Origin of the sequence: Mycobacterium arosiense ATCC BAA-1401 = DSM 45069, assembly GCF_002086125.1 — a bacterium.
GTDB lineage: Bacteria > Actinomycetota > Actinomycetes > Mycobacteriales > Mycobacteriaceae > Mycobacterium > Mycobacterium arosiense.
The window spans coordinates 20,491-38,097 of record NZ_MVHG01000019.1 but is presented as its reverse complement, the minus strand read 5'-3'; the positions used below and the strand labels follow the sequence as shown (position 1 = coordinate 38,097).

The 17,607-nt window shown below is 67.1% G+C and carries 14 protein-coding genes; 7 read left to right on the top strand and 7 right to left on the bottom strand.

Annotated features, from left to right (window positions below; all coding sequences use genetic code 11):
• Position 1 precedes the first annotated feature (1 nt).
• The gene (gene pgfA, locus BST14_RS10910; protein ID WP_158085863.1) at positions 2-1,297 is read right to left on the bottom strand and encodes a cell envelope lipid trafficking protein PgfA; all 1,296 of its coding nucleotides are present in this window, start codon (positions 1,295-1,297) and stop codon (positions 2-4) included.
• A 118-nt stretch (positions 1,298-1,415) separates the two neighbouring features.
• Between pgfA and BST14_RS10905 the strand changes: the two genes are divergently transcribed.
• Positions 1,416-2,651 (top strand): acyltransferase family protein, encoded by a 1,236-nt coding sequence (locus BST14_RS10905; RefSeq protein ID WP_142279357.1) that lies wholly within the window; start codon positions 1,416-1,418, stop codon positions 2,649-2,651.
• A gap of 7 nt (positions 2,652-2,658) precedes the next feature.
• Here the strand turns inward: BST14_RS10905 and BST14_RS10900 are convergent, their stop codons facing one another.
• Positions 2,659-4,131, bottom strand: a complete 1,473-nt coding sequence (locus BST14_RS10900) for an AMP-binding protein (RefSeq protein WP_083064524.1) — start codon at positions 4,129-4,131, stop codon at positions 2,659-2,661.
• Positions 4,124-5,104, bottom strand: a complete 981-nt coding sequence (locus tag BST14_RS10895) for a phosphotriesterase family protein (RefSeq protein ID WP_083064523.1) — start codon at positions 5,102-5,104, stop codon at positions 4,124-4,126. Before BST14_RS10895 ends, BST14_RS10900 begins: the two co-directional genes overlap by 8 nt.
• 124 nt (positions 5,105-5,228) lie before the next feature.
• Here BST14_RS10895 and BST14_RS10890 point away from each other — a divergent pair, with 124 nt between their 5' ends.
• The 3 genes from BST14_RS10890 to BST14_RS10880 all read left to right on the top strand — a co-directional run bounded on the left by BST14_RS10890 (position 5,229) and on the right by BST14_RS10880 (position 8,725).
• On the top strand, positions 5,229-6,950 hold the full coding sequence (locus tag BST14_RS10890) for an acyl-CoA dehydrogenase family protein (RefSeq protein WP_083064522.1): 1,722 nt from the start codon (positions 5,229-5,231) through the stop codon (positions 6,948-6,950).
• Between the two features lie 159 nt (positions 6,951-7,109).
• The gene (locus BST14_RS10885) at positions 7,110-7,793 is read left to right on the top strand and encodes a TetR/AcrR family transcriptional regulator (RefSeq protein ID WP_083064521.1); all 684 of its coding nucleotides are present in this window, start codon (positions 7,110-7,112) and stop codon (positions 7,791-7,793) included.
• Positions 7,790-8,725, top strand: a complete 936-nt coding sequence (locus BST14_RS10880) for a R2-like ligand-binding oxidase (RefSeq protein WP_083064520.1) — start codon at positions 7,790-7,792, stop codon at positions 8,723-8,725. The genes BST14_RS10885 and BST14_RS10880 overlap by 4 nt, the downstream gene beginning before the upstream one ends.
• A gap of 68 nt (positions 8,726-8,793) precedes the next feature.
• On the opposite strand, the gene BST14_RS10875 is transcribed toward BST14_RS10880, so the two are convergent.
• Complete coding sequence (locus BST14_RS10875) at positions 8,794-10,212, bottom strand: NADP-dependent succinic semialdehyde dehydrogenase (protein WP_083064519.1); 1,419 nt, start codon at positions 10,210-10,212, stop codon at positions 8,794-8,796.
• A 90-nt stretch (positions 10,213-10,302) separates the two neighbouring features.
• Between BST14_RS10875 and BST14_RS10870 the strand changes: the two genes are divergently transcribed.
• The 3 genes from BST14_RS10870 (at position 10,303) to BST14_RS10860 (ending at position 14,186) form a co-directional block, all read left to right on the top strand.
• Entirely contained in the window at positions 10,303-11,949 is a 1,647-nt protein-coding gene (locus BST14_RS10870) for an acetolactate synthase large subunit (protein ID WP_083064518.1), read from the top strand.
• A gap of 66 nt (positions 11,950-12,015) precedes the next feature.
• Positions 12,016-12,927, top strand: coding sequence for a LysR family transcriptional regulator (locus tag BST14_RS10865; protein ID WP_083064517.1), 912 nt, complete (start codon positions 12,016-12,018; stop codon positions 12,925-12,927).
• 104 nt (positions 12,928-13,031) lie between these two features.
• A complete protein-coding gene (locus BST14_RS10860; protein ID WP_083064516.1) occupies positions 13,032-14,186 on the top strand; it encodes an NAD-dependent formate dehydrogenase in 1,155 nt (384 codons plus the stop codon).
• A gap of 104 nt (positions 14,187-14,290) precedes the next feature.
• Here BST14_RS10860 and BST14_RS10855 read toward each other — a convergent pair whose 3' ends face one another.
• From BST14_RS10855 to BST14_RS10845, 3 genes are all read right to left on the bottom strand, one after another.
• Positions 14,291-14,644, bottom strand: a complete 354-nt coding sequence (locus tag BST14_RS10855; RefSeq protein WP_083064515.1) for a DUF732 domain-containing protein — start codon at positions 14,642-14,644, stop codon at positions 14,291-14,293.
• 98 nt (positions 14,645-14,742) lie between these two features.
• Entirely contained in the window at positions 14,743-16,119 is a 1,377-nt protein-coding gene (locus BST14_RS10850) for a PPE family protein (protein WP_083064514.1), read from the bottom strand.
• Between the two features lie 15 nt (positions 16,120-16,134).
• A complete protein-coding gene (locus tag BST14_RS10845; RefSeq protein WP_083064513.1) occupies positions 16,135-17,391 on the bottom strand; it encodes a PPE family protein in 1,257 nt (418 codons plus the stop codon).
• Positions 17,392-17,607 lie beyond the last annotated feature (216 nt).

Sequence of the window (17,607 nt, the reverse complement as noted above, 5' to 3'; positions counted from 1 at the left end):
GCTATTCCCGGTCGTGGGTGCCGGGCGGGTGGGATTCGGTGGGCCCCGCTTCGGTGGGCTCGTCCGGGCCGGGCGTGCCGGATGGCTCGGAGCCCGGCGGACCGGACTCCTGGCGCGGCTCGGGTCGCTGGGTGGGCAGCTTCTCGGTCTCGGCTTCGGCGCCGGGCACCGGTTCCTCGAGGCCGGTGCGGCCGAAGAAGTCCTGGTCGTCCCGGTCCAGGCCGGGGTCGGTCAGCGCGCTCTCGCTGCGCAGGCTGAATGAGGCGAGCAGCCCGCCGCCGATCAGCGCGATCAGGCCTACCGCGGTGAAGGTGATCGGCAGCACCCGCGACCACAGCGCCAGCCGGTCGCGCTCATCGCGGGCGGCATTCACCTGGGATTCGACGGTGTCTTCGTTCGAGGTGACCTTGTAGTCGGCCAGGGTGAGCTCCGGCTTGAGCGGATCGCGCGCGAAGTAGTGATCGGCGTGCTCGGTCTCCTTGACGATGGTGCCCGACACCGGGTCCACCCAGAACGTGCGCTGCGCCGCGTAGTAGCGGGTCATGGTGATCTGTTCGTTCGGGTCACCGCCCTGCACGCCCCACATCGACGCCGACGTCGTCTGCTTGGCATCCTCGTTGCCCGCCAACAGCGACGGGTAGGCCACCGGGGCCACCAGCTTGCCGTCGGCGTTGTAGCCGACGTTCTGAGTGAACTTGTACGTGGTCAGACCGTTGACGTCTTCCTGGGTGTCGTAGTTGACGTCGAACGCCTTCTGCGCGATCGGATCGAAATACGGGTAGGTCTTCTTCTCGGTGTGGAACGGGAACCGGTAGGACAGCCCCTCGTGCCGCAGCGGCATCGCGGTGGGCGGGTTCTCGTCGTTGACGGCACGCGGCTTCTGGACCGAACCGCCGGTGTGGGTGTCGTCGGAGACGGCCAGCGCGGTCTTGCGGTTGAGCGTGACGGTGTCGACGATCGCCAGCAGCAGCCCGCTGTCCTTCTGCTTGTCCGTGCGCCGCAACGTACTTCCGACCTGCAGCGTCACCACGTCCGAGTTGGCGGGCGACTCAACGCCGATCTGCTGCTGGGAGACCAGCGGCACGTTCTGGTTGACGACGACGTGGTCGGTCGACAACGACGCGGAATCCAGCGCGGTCCCGGTGCCGTCGCCGATCAGCGTGGCGTCGATGTTCAGGGGCACCTTGGTGATCCTGCTGGTGGTGTACGTGGTCAAAAGCAGCGCGGCGATCAGCAGGGCAGCCCCGAGTCCGATGATCCCGCATGCGGCGAACCGCAACATGACTGCTCGGTTCACGTCGCTGTGCCCTCCTCATTTCCTTGCTTCATCAGCCGCGACCCGACCCGAGCAGGCAGCCCGGGGCAAACTCGTTTGACCCTAACAGCAGAAAGTAAGGCAGCGACTTACCAGCCTGATGCTCGCGCGGACGGGTCCTGCGGGCGTGCCCGTTAGTCGGGCCACACAGCACAGGCAGACTGTGGTGGTGAGCGATGACCAGCGGGTGGGTGGGGTGCGCAGCTTCCTGCCGGCCGTGGAAGGCATGCGCGCCTGTGCGGCAATGGGCGTGGTGGTCACGCACGTCGCGTTCCAAACCGGGCACTCCAGCGGCGCCACGGGCAGGCTGTTCGGGCGTTTCGACCTGGCCGTTGCGGTGTTCTTCGCGCTGTCGGGTTTTCTGCTGTGGCGCGGGCATGCCGCGGCGGCACGGGGTTTGGGGCCGCGCCCGGCCACCGGCCACTACCTGCGGTCGCGGGTGGTCCGCATCATGCCGGCCTATCTGGTCGCCGTGGTCGTGATCCTGACGCTGTTGCCCGACGCCGACCACGCCAGCCTGACGGTGTGGCTGGCCAACCTGACGCTCGCCCAGATCTATGTGCCGCTGACCCTGACCGGCGGGCTGACTCAGATGTGGAGCCTGTCGGTCGAGGTCAGCTTTTATCTGGCGCTGCCGATTCTCGCGCTGCTGGCCCGCCGCCTGCCGGTGCGGGGCCGGGTGCCGGCGATCGCCGCGTTGGGGGCGCTCAGCTGGGCGTGGGGCTGGGCGCCCATCCATTCCGGGTCCGGCACCAATCCGCTGAACTGGCCGCCGGCGTTTTTCTCCTGGTTCGCTGCGGGCATGCTGTTGGCCGAGTGGGTGCACAGCCCGATCGGCGTGCCGCATCGGTGGGCGCGGCGGCGCATTTTGATGGCCGCCGTCGCGGTGGTCGCCTATCTTTTGGCGGCCTCCCCGTTGGCCGGGCCGGAGGGCCTGATCCCCGGCACGGCCACTCAGTTCGCGGTGAAGACGGCAGCGGGCTCCGTGGTGGCGTTCGCACTGGTCGCCCCGTTGGTGCTCGACCGCGTCGACACCCCGCACCGCGTCTTGGGGACCACCGCGATGGTGACCCTCGGGCGCTGGTCCTATGGGCTGTTCGTGTGGCACTTGGCGGCGCTGGCGATGGTGTTCCCTGTGCTCGGGACGTTCCCGTTCACCGGCCGCATGCCCACCGTGCTGGCGCTGACGCTGCTCTTCGGTTTCGCGATCGCCGCGGTCAGTTACGCGCTGGTCGAGTCGCCGTGCCGAGAAGCGTTGCGCCGCTGGGAGAAACGCGAGAAGCCGGGCGAAGCGGCTCAGGTGCTCGACGCCGAGGCGGACGCGATCGCGCCCTGACTGGCGGTCAATTGGCTTCCGCGGTCGACAAGCGCTCCATGATCTGTTCCCGGACCGCCGAGCGGCGGGCCTTGCCTGCGTCGTCGCGCAACGGCGTGTCGACGAATTCGATGGTGTGCGGCACCTTGTATCCCGCGAGGTGCTCGCGCAGAAACGCTTGCACGGCAATGGAATCCAGCGTGGACCCGTCGGCCGTGTGCACCAGGGCGTAGGGCACTTGGCCGAGGTCGTCGTGGGGGACGCCGACGACCAGACAGGACAACACGTCGGGGTGCGCCGAGAGCGCGTTCTCGATCTCGGCGGGGTAGACGTTGCGGCCACCGACGGTGAACATGTCGACCCGCCGGTCCGAGAGGTACAGGTACCCGTCGGCGTCGAAATAGCCGAGGTCGCCTAGCGAGTCCCAGCCGTCTCGGCTTTTCGCCGTGGCGCCGACATAGCGGTAGGTGGGCGCGCTGTCCGGGCCGGGCCGCATGTAGATCTCGCCGACCACGCCCGGCGGGCAGGGATTGCCGTCGTCGTCGAGCACTTTCATCTCCCCGGCGACCACCACACCGACCGACCCGCGGTGCGCCAGCCACTGGTCCCCGGAGATGAACGTCAGGGCCTGTAATTCGGTGCCGCCGTAAAGCTCCCAGACCTTCTCCGCGCCGAGCAGGTCGATCCACGCCTCCTTGATGGCGGGCGGGCAGGGCGCCCCCATGTGCCAGAACCGCCGAACCGACGACAGGTCGTAGGCGGCCGGGTCGACCTGGTACACGGGCAGCGTCCGCTGCATGATGGTCGGCACCGTCGTCAGGAACGTCACGCGATGGTCGGTGATCACCCGCAGGAACCGCTCGGGGTCGAACCGGCTCATCAACACCAGGTGATGGCGCATCAGTAAAGCGATGGTGGCGGTGGTGAAGCCGGTGTTGTGCGACAGCGGGATCGGCACCAGGGTGGTGTCGCCCTCCTGGGCGCCCAGCGGATAGCCGATCGCCGACGGTATCCGGCTGTCACCGCCGGATTCGATCAGCTTGGGCCGGCCGGTGCTGCCGCCCGAACCCATCGCCTTCCACACCGGCGACACCGCCTCCGGTAGCGCGCCGTCCGACAGTTCCGGATCGGGCGTGAAACCCGTTGGCACGTGTGGTATCTGGTGATGATCGCGGCCCACCAGCAGGGCGGGTGGCCGCAAGTCGAGCAGGCCCCGCAGTTCGGCATCGGGCAACCTCGCGGACAGCGGCTGCGGCACCGCGCCCAGCTTCCAGCACGCCACCGCGGCCTGGATCCACTCGACCGAGTTCGGCAGCACCATCGTCACGTAATCGCCGACGCCCACGCCGAGCTTCGCATAGGCGCGGGCCAGCCGATTCGTCGAACGATCGAGCTCGGCCCGGGTCAGAGTGACCCCGTCACACGTCACCGCCGGCTCGTCGGGGGCGAGCCCGGCCAGCGCCGATATCTGGGTGCCGATCGGCGGGATCGGCTCACTCATAGGAGCCCTGCCGCTCGAAGATGCGCCGCGGGTTGTCCACCAGCATGGTGTGCAGCTGCTCGTCGGTGACGCCGCGCTCCTTGAGCGCGGGGATGACGTCGTTGTGGATGTGCAGGTAATGCCAGTTGGGCATGACCTGCGGCACCAGCTCCTCGGGCAGCGCATCGAAATAACAGTTGGCGTCGTGCGAGAGCACCATCTTGTCGGCGTGCCCGCGCTCGCACATCTGCGCCACGATGTTCACCCGATCCTCGAACGGCGAGATCGCGTCGATGCCGAAGCGGTCCATGCCGAGGTAGGAACCGGCGGCGATGAGCTCTTCGAGATAGCCGACGTCGGTGCTGTCGCCCGAGTGCCCGATGACCACCCGGCTCAGGTCGACGCCCTCTTCTTCGAAGATGCGTTGCTGCTCAAGCCCGCGCCGCAGCCCGGCGTGGGTGTGCGTGGAGATCGGCACCCCGGTGCGCTTGTGCGCCTGGGCGACCGCGCGCAGCACCCGTTCCACGCCGGGGGTGACACCGGGCGCGTCGGTGGCGCACTTGAGGATCCCGGCCTTGATGCCGGTGTCGGCGATGCCCTGCTCGATGTCGCGGACGAACATGTCGGTCATGATCTCCGGCCCGCCGAGCTCGCCGCCCGGGCCCAGGTAGTGAAAGTAGAACGGCACGTCGTTGTAGGTGTAAAGGCCCGTTGCCACAACAATATTCAGCTCGGTGGCCGCCGCGACCCGGGCGATGCGCGGAATGTAGCGGCCCAGGCCTATCACGGTGAGATCGACGATGGTGTCCACCCCGCGGGCCTTGAGCTCGTTGAGCCGACTGATGGCGTCGGCCACCCGCTGTTCTTCGTCGCCCCACGCTTCCGGGTAGTTCTGGGCGATTTCGGTGGTCATGATGAACACGTGCTCATGCATGAGGGTCACGCCCAGCGCAGCGGTGTCGATGGACCCGCGAACGGTATTGAGTTCTGACACGCCACTGATGCTAGGTCGACGGACACCCGACCAACAGGGTGGTTTTGCTCCAGGTGCCCCGACGGCCGCCCTATTGCAGTACCGTCACCCTCGTCTTCGTCGAGAGCCCGCCGGGAGGCACGTCATGTTGCTCAATCCCAACCACCTGCAACGCCAGTACCCAGACCGCCGCTCGGGGGAGATCATGGCCGCCACGGTGGACTTCTTCGAATCCCGCGGCAAGGCCAGGCTTAAGTCCGACGACCACGAACGGGTCTGGTACTCCGACTTTTTGGAGCACGTCGCCCGCGAGCGCATCTTCGCGTCGCTGCTGACACCGAGCGCCTATGGGGCCTCAGAAGTAGAGGCTTGCCGCTGGGACACCTACCGGATCAGTGCGTTCGCCGAGATCGTCGGGTTCTACGGGCTCAACTACTGGTATCCCTTCCAGGTCACCGCCCTGGGCCTGGGGCCGATCTGGATGAGCGCCAACTCCGACGCCAAGCGCAAGGCCGCCGCGTTGCTCGAGGCCGGTGAGGTCTTTGCGTTCGGCTTGTCGGAGCAGACGCACGGCGCGGACGTCTACCAGACCGACATGAACCTGACGCCGTCTCCGGGCGGAGGCTGGACCGCCACCGGGGAGAAGTACTACATCGGCAACGCCAACGTGGCCCGGATGGTCTCCACCTTCGGCAAGTTCGAGGGCACCTCGGAAACTGACCGGGAGTACGTGTTCTTTGCCGCCGACTCCCAGCACGAGCGCTACGACCTGATCAAGAACGTGGTGAATTCGCAGAACTTCATCGCCAACTATGCGTTGCGCGACTACCCAGTGACCGACGCCGACATCCTGCACCGCGGGCCCGAGGCCTTCCACGCCGCGCTCAACACCGTCAACGTCTGCAAGTACAACCTCGGCTGGGGCGCGGTCGGCATGTGTACCCACGCGATGTACGAGGCGGTCACCCACGCCTCCAACCGCATTCTGTACGGGACCGTCGTCACCGACTTCACCCACGTGCGCCGGCTGCTCACCGACGCCTACGCGCGACTGGTCGCGATGCGGCTGGTCGCCACCCGCGCCTGCGACTACATGCGCAGCGCTTCGGCCTCCGACCGCCGCTACCTGCTGTACAGCCCGCTGACCAAGGCGAAGATCACCAGCGAGGGTGAGCGCGTCATCACCGCGCTGTGGGACGTCATCGCCGCCAAGGGCGTGGAGAAGGACACCCTCTTCGAGGCGATGACCCGCGAGATCGGCCTGCTGCCCCGGCTGGAGGGCACCGTCCACATCAACATCGGCCTACTCGGCAAGTTCATGCCCAACTTCCTGTTCGCCCCCAACGGCGCGCTGCCGTTGATCGGCCGCCGCGACGACGCCGCCGACGACACGTTCCTGTTCGCGCAGGGGCCGACCGGCGGGCTGGGCAAGGTGCGTTTCCACGACTGGCGCGCGCCGTTTGACGGCTTCGGGCACCTGCCCAACGTGGCGCTGCTGCGCTCGCAGATCGACGTGCTGGCCGACATGCTTGCCGCCGCTACCCCGGATGCCGTGCAGCAGAAGGACATCGACTTCGCCTTCGCCGTCGGGCAACTGTTCGCCACCGTGCCCTACGCCCAGCTCATCCTGGAGGAGGCCGGGCTCTCGGGCGTCGACGACGGGTTGATCGACGAGATCTTCGCCGTGTTGGTGCGCGACTTCAACGCCTACGCCGTCGAGCTGTCCGACAAGCCCGCGACGACCGACGAGCAGGCCCGCTTCGCGCTGCGGATGATCCGGCGCCCCGCCCACGACTCGGCGCGCTACGACCAGATCTGGAAGGACCACGTGCTGCCCCTGAGCGGCGCCTACCAGATGCGGCCCTGAGGCTCGCAGCACCGAGCTCCAATCCCCGCCGAGCGTGAAGTTAGTTTCACGTTGAGCGGCGAGCGCGAAGTTAGTTTCACGTTGGCCAGGAAAAACGCCCTTGACTGTGACGCAGCTCACCGTAGTATGACCAGTGGTCATCAACGTTAGGAGGCCGCGTTGCCAACGGTGACTTGGGCACGGGTGGACCCCGCCCGGCGCGCCGCGATCGTCGAAGCCGCGGAGGCGGAGTTCGGGGCGCACGGGTTCTCCCGCGGCAGCCTGAACGTCATCGCGCGCCGCGCCGGGGTCGCCAAGGGCAGCCTGTTCCAGTACTTCGCGGACAAGCGCGACCTTTACGCGTTCATCGCCGACGTCGGCAGCCAGCGGGTGCGGGCCCACATGGAGGACCGCATCCGCGAACTGGATCCGAGCCGGCCGTTTTTCGAGTTCCTCACCGACTGGCTCGACGCCTGGGTGGCCTACTTCGCCGACCATCCCCACGAACGCGCGCTGCACGCCGCGGCGACCCTGGAAGTCGACACCGAAGCCCGAGTCAGCGTGCAGCACGTCATTCACCGGCACTACCTGGAAGTGATGCGCCCGTTGGTGCGCGACGCGCAGCTGCGCGGCGACCTGCGCGCGAATTCCGACACCGATGCGCTGCTGTCGTTGCTGTTGTTGATCTTCCCGCACCTGGCACTGGCGCCGTATATGCGCGGCCTGGATCCGATCCTCGGCCTTGACGAGCGCACACCCGAACAGCCGGCCCTGGCGGTACGCAGGCTGGTCGCGGTGCTGGCGGCGGCGTTCTCGGCCGCGCCAATCAGCCCAGCCCCCAAACGATCTGAGGAGGTCACATGAATCGCACCCGAATCGCCTCGATGGCCCAGGGCGGCCTCAACTGGGACAGCTTGCCGCTCAAGCTCTTCGCGGGCGGCAACGCAAAATTCTGGAATCCGGCCGACATCGACTTCTCCCGCGATCGCGAGGACTGGGAGCGGCTCACCGACGACGAACGCAGCTATGCGACCCGGCTGTGCGCCGAGTTCATCGCCGGCGAGGAGTCGGTGACCCAGGACATCCAGCCGTTCATGGCCGCGATGCGGGCCGAAGGCCGGCTCGGCGACGAGATGTATCTGACGCAGTTCGCCTTTGAGGAAGCCAAGCACGTCCAGGTGTTCCGCATGTGGCTCGACGCCGTCGGCATCACCGAGGACCTGCACTACTTCCTCGACGACGTGCCGGCCTACCGCACGATCTTCTACGAGGAACTGCCGGAGTGCCTGAACGCGCTGACGGTCGATCCGTCGCCGGCCGCCCAGGTACGGGCGTCGGTGACCTACAACCACATGGTCGAAGGCATGCTGGCGCTGACCGGTTATTTCGGCTGGCACAAGATCTGCGTGGAGCGCGGCATTCTGCCCGGCATGCAGGAGCTGGTGCGTCGCATCGGCGACGACGAGCGGCGGCACATGGCGTGGGGCACGTTCACCTGCCGGCGCCACGTGGCAGCCGACGACGCCAACTGGGGCGTCTTCGAAACGCGGATGAACGAGCTGATGCCGCTGGGCCTGCGCCTGATCGAGGAGGGCTTCGCCCTCTATGACCCGATGCCCTTCGGCCTGTCGGTGGACGAGTTCATGGCCTACGCCTCCGACAAGGGGATGCGGCGCTTCGGCACCATCTCCAGCGCGCGGGGGCGACCGCTCAGCGAGATCGACCTCGATTACTCGCCGGTCCAGCTCGAGGACACCTTCGCCGAGGAGGACGAGAAGGCCCTGGCTGCGGTCTGACGCTGAGCAGACGCAAAAGCCCCCAACACTTCGGCGTGTCGCGGGCTTTTGCGTCTGCTCGCCAGCAGTCACTCGACCTTGTCGTCGCCCGACGAAGACCCGCTTTCGGATTCCCCGACCCACACGGTCTTGGCGTTGACGAACGCGCGGATGCCCAGGCCCGCGAGCTCGCGCCCGTAGCCCGACCGCTTGACGCCACCGAATCCCAGCTCCGGGTAGGACACCGTCATCCCGTTGATGAAGACCTGGCCGGCCTCGATGTCGTCGATGAAGCGCTGCTGCTCGGCCTCGTCGTTGGTCCAGGCGTTGGACCCCAGGCCGAAGGTGGTGGCGTTGGCGATCTCGATGGCCTCGTCGATGTCGGCGGCCCGGTACATCGACGCCACGGGTCCGAACACCTCCTCGGTGTAGAGCGCCATGTCCTTGGTGATGTCGGTGACCACCGTCGGCGGGTAGTACCACCCCGGCCGGTCGAGGGGCTTGCCGCCGAGCCGGATCACCGCGCCCGCCGCGGCGGCGTCGTCGACCTGCTTGGCGATCTCGTCGCGGCCCGACTCGGTGGCCAGCGGACCCACGTCGGTGTCCGGGTCGGTCGGGTCACCGACGGTCAGCGCCTCCATCTGCTCGGTGAACTTGTCGACGAACGCTTCGTAGATGTCGGTGTGCACGATGAACCGCTTCGCGGCGATGCACGATTGGCCGTTGTTCTGCACCCGGGCGGTGACCGCGGTCTTGGCGGCCTCGTCCAGGTTCGCCGACGGCATCACGATGAACGGGTCGCTGCCGCCGAGTTCGAGCACGGTCGGCTTGATCTCGTCGCCGGCGATGGCCGCCACCGACTGGCCGGCCGGTTCGCTGCCGGTCAGGGTCGCCGCCACCACCCGCGGATCGCGCAGGATGCGCTCGACCGCGCTGGAGGAGACGAGCAGGGTTTGGAAACACCCCTCGGGGAAGCCGCCGCGGGCGATCACGTCGGCGAGGTACAGCGCGGTCTGCGGCACGTTCGACGCGTGCTTGAGGATCCCGACGTTGCCGGCCATCAGCGCCGGTGCGGCGAACCGGACGGCCTGCCAAAGCGGGAAGTTCCATGGCATCACCGCCAGCACCACCCCGAGCGGCTGATAGCGGGTGTAGGCCTTCTTCGCGCCCACCGCCTCGGCGTCGGCCGGTTCGTCGGCCAGCAGCTGCTCGGCATTCTCGGCGTAGTAGCGAAAACCCTTGGCGCACTTGAGTACTTCCGCCTTGGCCGACTTCAGGGTCTTACCCATCTCCAGGGTCATCATGGCGGCGACCTCGTCGGCCTCCGCTTCGAGCAGGTCCGCGGTGGCGTTTGCCCACTGCGCCCGCTGGGCAAACGTGGTGTTGTGGCGGTAATCAAGGAAGCGTTCGTAGGCACGCGCAATGGCGGCGTCGACTTCTTCATCGGTGGCCGGGGTGAAGGTCTTCACTGTCTCGCCGGTAGCCGGGTTAATGGTGGCGATGGGCACGTCGGCCCTCCTTCATCGGGTTCGTGTTGCTTAAGGCTGAAGAGTCCAACTCCTAGCCTGCCACTATCGTTCCCTTAAGGGAGGTGTCGGATGAGCAAAGCCGCTGAGCTGATCGTCAAGTGCCTGGAAAACGAGGGTGTTTCCGTCGTGTTCGGGGTGCCGGGTGAGGAGAACATCCGGTTGGTGCAGGCGCTGGCGTCCTCGACCATCCGCTATGTGCTCACCCGGCACGAGCAGGCCGCCTCGTTCATGGCCGAGATGTACGGCAGGGTCACCGGACGCGCCGCGGTGGTGTCGGCCACGCTGGGGCCCGGCGCCATCAACATGCAGCTCGGGGTGGCCGACGCCACCACCAACAGCACCCCACTGGTCGCCATCTCCGCGCAGGTGGGCCACGACCGGGAGTTCAAGGAGTCACACCAGTACGTGGACCTGGTGTCGATGTTCGCCCCAATCACCCGGTGGTCGGCCGGCATCCCGACGGCGCGCGCCATTCCCGAGATGATCCGCAAGGCGTTCAAAGTCTCCGAGGCCGAGCGTCCGGCCGCGGTGTATTTGGCCGTGCCCGAGCACATCGATGCCGACGACACCGACTACGACCTGGGTCCGTTGCCGCGCAACGTCGTCCGCGCCGATGCCCCGGCGCCCCGCCAGGTAGCGCGCGCCGTCGATGTGCTGCGCAACGCCAAGCGCCCGGTGGTGCTCGCCGGGCACGGCGCCGCGCGCGCCGACGCCACCAAAGCGCTGGTGCGCTTCTCCGAGGAATTCGGCATCCAGGTGGCCAACACCTTCCACGGCAAGGGCGTGATGCCCGACGATCATCCGAACAGCATCGGGACGTTGGGCTTCATGCGGCACGACTACGTCAACTTCGGGTTCGACAACGCCGACGCCGTCATCGCCGTCGGCTACGAGTTGCAGGAATTCGACCCGGTCCGGATCAACCCGCAGGCCGACAAGAAGATCATCCACATTCACCGCTTCCCCGCCGAGGTCGACGCGCACTACTCGGTAGACGTGGGGATCATCGGTGACATCAGCGACTCGCTGAACGCCCTCACCGACGCGTTGTCCGGTCACACCTTCGATCACGCCGCCGATGTGCCCGGCTCGGGTCTGCTGGCGGAAGAATTCGCACGGGGGCAACAGGATTCGCGTTACCCGCTGGCACCCGCCAGGGTGGTCGCAGACACCCGCGCGGCGCTGGGCCGCAGCGACATCGTCCTGGTTGACACCGGCGCCACCAAGATGTGGATGGCTCGGCTCTACCCGACCTTCGAGCGCAACACCTGCCTGATCTCAAATGGCTTGTCCACCATGAGTTTTGCCCTCCCGGGAGCGTTGGGCGTCAAGCTGGCCCAGCCGGAGGCCAAGGTACTGGCTGCCGTCGGCGACGGAGCGTTCCTGATGAACTCGCAAGAAATCGAGACCGCCGTGCGCGAGCGGATCCCGCTGGTCGTGCTGATCTGGGACGACGGCGGTTACGGCCTCATTGAATGGAAGATGGACCTCGAACTCGGGTCGCACTACTACGTGAAGTTCAATAACCCCGACGTGGTGACCTACGCAGAAAGTTTCGGCGCCAAGGGATACCGAATTAGCAGCGCCGACGAACTGCTGCCCACGCTGCGGGCCGCGCTCGACGACGACGGCGTCTCGCTGATCAGTTGCCCGGTCGACTACTCCGAGAATTTGCGGCTGACCGACCGCCTCGGCGAGCTGGACGAAACGCTGTAAGCAACGCGCCGGCCGTGGCAGTACCTAGGAGCGGGGGCGCAGCCGGACGCGTGGTCGAATGGTCATATGCTGTTCCGTCAGCTGGAGTACTTCGTCGCGCTCGCGCAGGAGCGCCACTTCGCGCGCGCGGCGCGCACGTGTTACGTGTCTCAACCGGCGCTGTCGGAAGCCATCCGCAAGCTCGAATCCGAACTCAACGTGCCCCTGGTGCGGCGCGGCCAGAAGTTCGAGGGCCTCACCCCGGAGGGGGAGCGTCTGGTGCCGTGGGCGCGGCGCATCCTGGCCGACCGCGATGCCCTCAAGCAGGAGGTCACCGCGCTGCGAGCCGGCCTGACCGGGGAACTGCGCCTCGGTGTGGTGCCGGCCGCTTCGACTACCGTTGCGCTGCTGACGGATCCGTTCTGCGCGGCGCATCCGCTGGTGCGGGTTCAACTCGAGGTCAACCTGCGCTCGGCCGGCATCGTGGAACGGGTCCGCAAGTTCGAACTGGACGCGGGCATCCTCTATCCGGACCAACAGGACACGGCCGACCTGCTGGTCACCCCGCTGTATCACGAGCGGCCAGTCCTCATCGCCGCCGCCGAACTCCTTGGCGGTGAGGCGGACACCCTGGCGTGGTCGGATGCCGTGCAGCTGCCGCTGTGTCTGCTGACGCAGGGCATGCGGGGGCGCCGGGTCATCGACGACGCGCTGGCCACCCACGGCCTGCAGGTGACCCCGCAGCTGGAAACCGATTCCGTGGCAGCGTTGTTCGCCCATGTCCGCACCGGCCGGTGGGCGAGCATCGTGCCGCAACCATGGATCCACACCCTGGGCGTGCCCCCCGGGGTCAGCGTGCTGCGGTTGCGGCGCCCGTCGGTCACCTCGCTGATCGCGCTGGTCACCAACCGGGCCGAGCCGGGATCGTTGCTGACCCGCGCGCTGCGCCGCACGGCGCGCGAGGCACGCATCGGCGCGACGCTCAGCGAGCCGTCCTAGCGGCGCTGATCGGCGCCGCCTATCGGACGGTCGGAATCGCGTCTTGGACAACCGCGCGGTCGCCTCCCGACACTGGGCTTGACCCCCGGCTGAAGGAGGACTCGATGGCCAAGTGTGTGATGGTGCTCTACCCCGACCCCGTCGACGGGTTCCCGCCGCGCTATGCGCGCGAGCGCGTCCCGACGATCCAGGGCTACCCCGACGGCAGCACCCTGCCGAGCCCGTCGACGATCGACTACACCCCCGGCGAGCTCCTCGGCTGTGTGTCGGGCGCTTTGGGTCTGCGCAAGTTTTTCGAAGGCGCCGGGCACGAATTGGTGGTGACGTCGGACAAGAACGGCCCCGACTCGGAATTCGAGCGCGCGCTGGCCGACGCCGAAATTGTTATATCGCAACCGTTTTGGCCCGCCTACCTGACCAAGGAGCGCATCGCCAAGGCACCCAACCTGAAGCTGGCGGTGACCGCCGGCATCGGCTCGGACCACGTGGATCTGGATGCGGCGCAGGCGCGCGGCATCACCGTGGCCGAGGTGACATACAGCAACAGCATCAGCGTCGCCGAGCACACGGTGATGCAAATCCTGGCACTGGTACGCAATTTCGTGCCGTCGCATCGGTGGGCGGTCGACGGCGGCTGGAACATCGCCGATTGCGCGGCGCGCGCCTACGACCTGGAGGGCATGGACGTCGGCTTGATCGCCGCCGGGCGGATCGGTCGCGCGGTCTTGCGCCGGCTGGCGCCGTTCGACGTCAACCTGCACTACACCGACACCCGGCGGCTGGCGCCCGAAACCGAGAAACAGCTCAACGTGACGTTTCACCCCACGGTCGAATCGCTGGTTCGGGCGGTCGACGTGGTGTCCATCCACTCGCCGCTCTACGACGACACCCGCAGGATGTTCGACGAAAAGCTGATCTCGACGATGCGGCGGGGCTCCTACATCGTCAACACCGCCCGCGCCGAGGAGACCGTCCCGGAGGCCATCGCGGCTGCGCTCAGGTCCGGTCAGCTGGCCGGCTACGCCGGAGACGTGTGGTATCCGCAGCCGCCGCCCCCCGATCACCCCTGGCGAACGATGCCGAATAATGCCATGACACCGCATGTTTCGGGCACCACATTGTCCGCGCAGGCGCGCTACGCGGCCGGCACCAGGGAAATCCTGGAAAACTGGTTCGCCGGTGCGCCCATCCGTCCCGAATACCTGATCGTCGAAGGCGGCCAGCTGGCGGGCACCGGGGCGCTGTCCTACCAGAAATAGCCGTAGCTTCGACCGCCAGCGGAGGATCGCAGTGCGGAAGCACACCGAGCACGGCACGACCGACCCATCGGGGGGGGCAAGGCCCGCGATATTTCCTTGGTCGTTCAGCGACTGCCCTTGCCGCCATCCGCAGCTTGGAGTTGTCGCGGGCAGTACGCCTTCGCCGAGATGGTCGCGAACTGAGCGGCGCCGCTGGTGGTGAGTGCGGGGTTGCTGTCGCGGAGGTCGATGAGGAGTTGAAGGCCTGATTCGCCGCGCGAAATCAGGCCGCACACTGATTTGCCGGCGTTGACGGCCTGGGCTGGATCTTGAAAGCTGATCCCTACGGTGTGGAGGTCGGAGAGGAAGGATTCGGTGTTTTCGTCGCTGGCCGGCTCATCCTCGCCTGGCGTGGCGTGGGCGGGTACCGCCATAGCGATCCCCATCGCTATGCCGACAAGCGCCAGCAACAGTCTCATGATCCTCCTTCGGTGTGTCGCATGGTGGTGGTTATTTCCGTTGCGGCTGTGTGGCTCTCCTGCTTGTCGCCGTTGGAGACGGCCGCATCGCCCTCTGGTTATCCCGACTGTGTTTCTGGCTGCGCTGCGGTCGCTGCCGACTCGTCGCTTACGTGTACCGCGTGGACGCCGGGTGTTGTTCTCAGTTTGGCGACCAGGTCGTCGAGGCCGGCCTCATCGACGTTCCAGTGCTGCACCTGATCCGGCATTTCTTGCAATTGCGCGATGATGCGGTCGAGCTTGACCGGCCCTGCCCGGCGCTCGCCGGCGATTGACCGGTTCTGGATGCCGGTTGAGCTCACGACCCGGGCGGCGGGGCTACCCAGCGCACCGCCGGCCAGGCTGCCCAGGGTCGATTCGTTGACCAGCCCGCCGGGAAAACCCGCCGCGGGGGCCGCAGCGACGTCGGTGGTCGGTAATGCGTTGGAGGAGAGTCTGATCGCGGGGGCGGCGGTTGCCCAGTTGGATGGCACCGACAACTTGCCCACGGTGGGCGCGTTGCCCAGGACCGCCGATACCGGCTGCGTCGAAATGCCGGCGGCAAGACGCCCCGGCGACGTCAGACCGGCGCCCAGCGACGCTTTCGACAACCCAGCGGTCCACGGCGCGTAGAGATAGGAGCTCTTCCACACCGGAACGCCCGTACTGAAGCTGGCACCGGCCGTGTTGGCCCAGGTGACTTGCCCGCTGATTCCCTTGATGCTGGAGTACAGCTGCTCCCACGCCGGTGCTATCTTCGAGTTTCCAGTCCCCCCAAGCAGATTCTCCCAAGATTGGGTGTATTGCTTGGTGAGCGAATTGATGTAGTTTTCCAACTGTGTCAGCCACGACGACGTAGACGTAGTTGATGACGTGGACGACGTGCTCGCCGCGGTTGCCGCCGGGGTTGCGTTGCTGGTGTTGTTCGTCGTGGCTGGAGCTTTTTTGAACGGGGTGAGCTGACTGGCTTCTTCTGACGTGCTGGCGTAACTGGATATCGCGGCGACGTCCTGGGCCCACATTTGGCCGTACTCCGCTTCGGTGGCCGCGATGGCCGCGCCGTTTTGCCCAAAAATGTTGGTCGCCTGTAGTGCTGCCAGCTGGCTGCGGTTCGCCGCCACAGCCGTTGGTGGTACGGTGGCCGCCAACGCGGCCTCGTAGGCGCTGGCCGCGGCCCGGGCTTGGGCGGCGGTTTGCTCTGCCTGATCCGCCGTGGTCGACAGCCAGGTCGTGTAAGGCGCGGCCGCGGCCGCCATGGATGCCGAGGACGGGCCCTCCCACCCGTCGCTTACCAGCCCGGAAATCACTGAGCCGTAGGATGATGCGGTTGAGTGCAACGCGGCGGCCAGCGCCTCCCAGCCCGCGGCCGCGGCCAGCAGTGGCTCCGCGCCGGGGCCCGAGTAGATTTGGGCGGAGATTAACTCCGGTGGCCGTAATACGAAGTCCCCGAAAACCATTGCCGCGCCCTTCCTTTATTGTGCGTTCGGCGGTATCACGATGACAGTGGAAGTGGTGGCGATGTCGTCGGCGGCCACCGCGCCGGGCACGCGGACGGCCGTCCCGGCCACGGCGCGAGTCGCGGTCCCGGCGGCGGCCCGTCCGGCCAGGCTCGACAGGGCCGCGGGGCCGAACATGCCTGCCTCAGCGTTCGTGGCCAGCGCTGGGGCGGCGTCGACCATGGTCTCCGGCAGCTCCGAGGCGAGCGTCCTGACCGCCGGGACGGCTGAGGCCCAGTTCGCCGGTACCGACATCGTTCCGATGACTTCGGCCCGGCCCACCGCGGCGGAAACCGTTCCCGCCGAATGGATTGCGGTGGAGCCGGTCAGAAGATCGCTATGTAGCAACGGCGCCAACAGCCCGATGCGAGCGGGGTGAAGCACGCTGCCAATGCTTGCCAAGGCACGGCTCTGACCCCCGATATTCAGCGCAAGGTTGATGTAGCTCTTCGCCACGGTCGCGAACCCGCCCGGTGAGTATGGTCCGGTGGCGGCGTTGAGGACGTTGTTGAAGCTCGTCAGGGCCCCGGTCGCGTCTCCCAGGCTTAGCGGAAGGCCGGTCGCCGATGTCGCCGCCGCGCTCGTTGTGCCGCTTTGCGCCGCGGCCGGGGCCTGCGAGACCGCCTGTGAGAGCGCGGTTTCCACATTGGAGCTCGTTGAAGACTGCATCGCGGAGGCGATCGCTGCCGACTGGTTCGTTTCCCCGTCGCCGTTAGTGGTCGTTGGTGGCGCGGTGAACGGGGTTAGCTGGGTCGCGGCGGCCGAGGAGCCGGCGTAGCCGTACATAGCGGCGGCATCTTGGGCCCACATCTCGGCGTAGTGGCTCTCCGTGGCGGCGATAGCCGGCGTGTTCTGACCCAGGAAGTTGGTCGCAATCAGTGATGCCAACAAGGCTCGATTGGCGGCGATCACCGGCGGCGGCACCGTGGCCGCGAAGGCGGCCTCATAAGCGCCGGCGGCGGCCTTGGCTTGCACCGCCGTTTGCTCGGCTTGCGCGGCGCCACTGCTCAGCCACGCAACATACGGCGCGGCCGCGGCCGCCATCGACATCGACGAGGGTCCGAGCCAGCCGGTCCTCAGCTCTGAGACTACGGAGCCGTAAGAGGCTGCTGTTGAGCGCAATTCGGTCGCCAGCCCATCCCAGGCAGCCGCGGCGGCCAGCAACGGTGCCGCCCCCGGCCCCGCGTAGATCCTTCCGGAGTTGATCTCCGGCGGTAACGCCCCGAAATCCATTTTCTTCTCCGCCTCCGGCTGCGATCATTCATCGGTTTACACGCTTGCTTGCTCACTAGCGTTGAGCGCCAACAACATTGAGAAGTTCCGGCATCAACACCAGGCGCTTGAAGCTCGTTTGTCGAAAGGCTAGCCACCGTCGCCAGCAGAAACTATTGCCAACGGAAGCTGACGCCGCGTCATCGATGCGCTCCGATCTCGGCGGCTGCGCCCTCG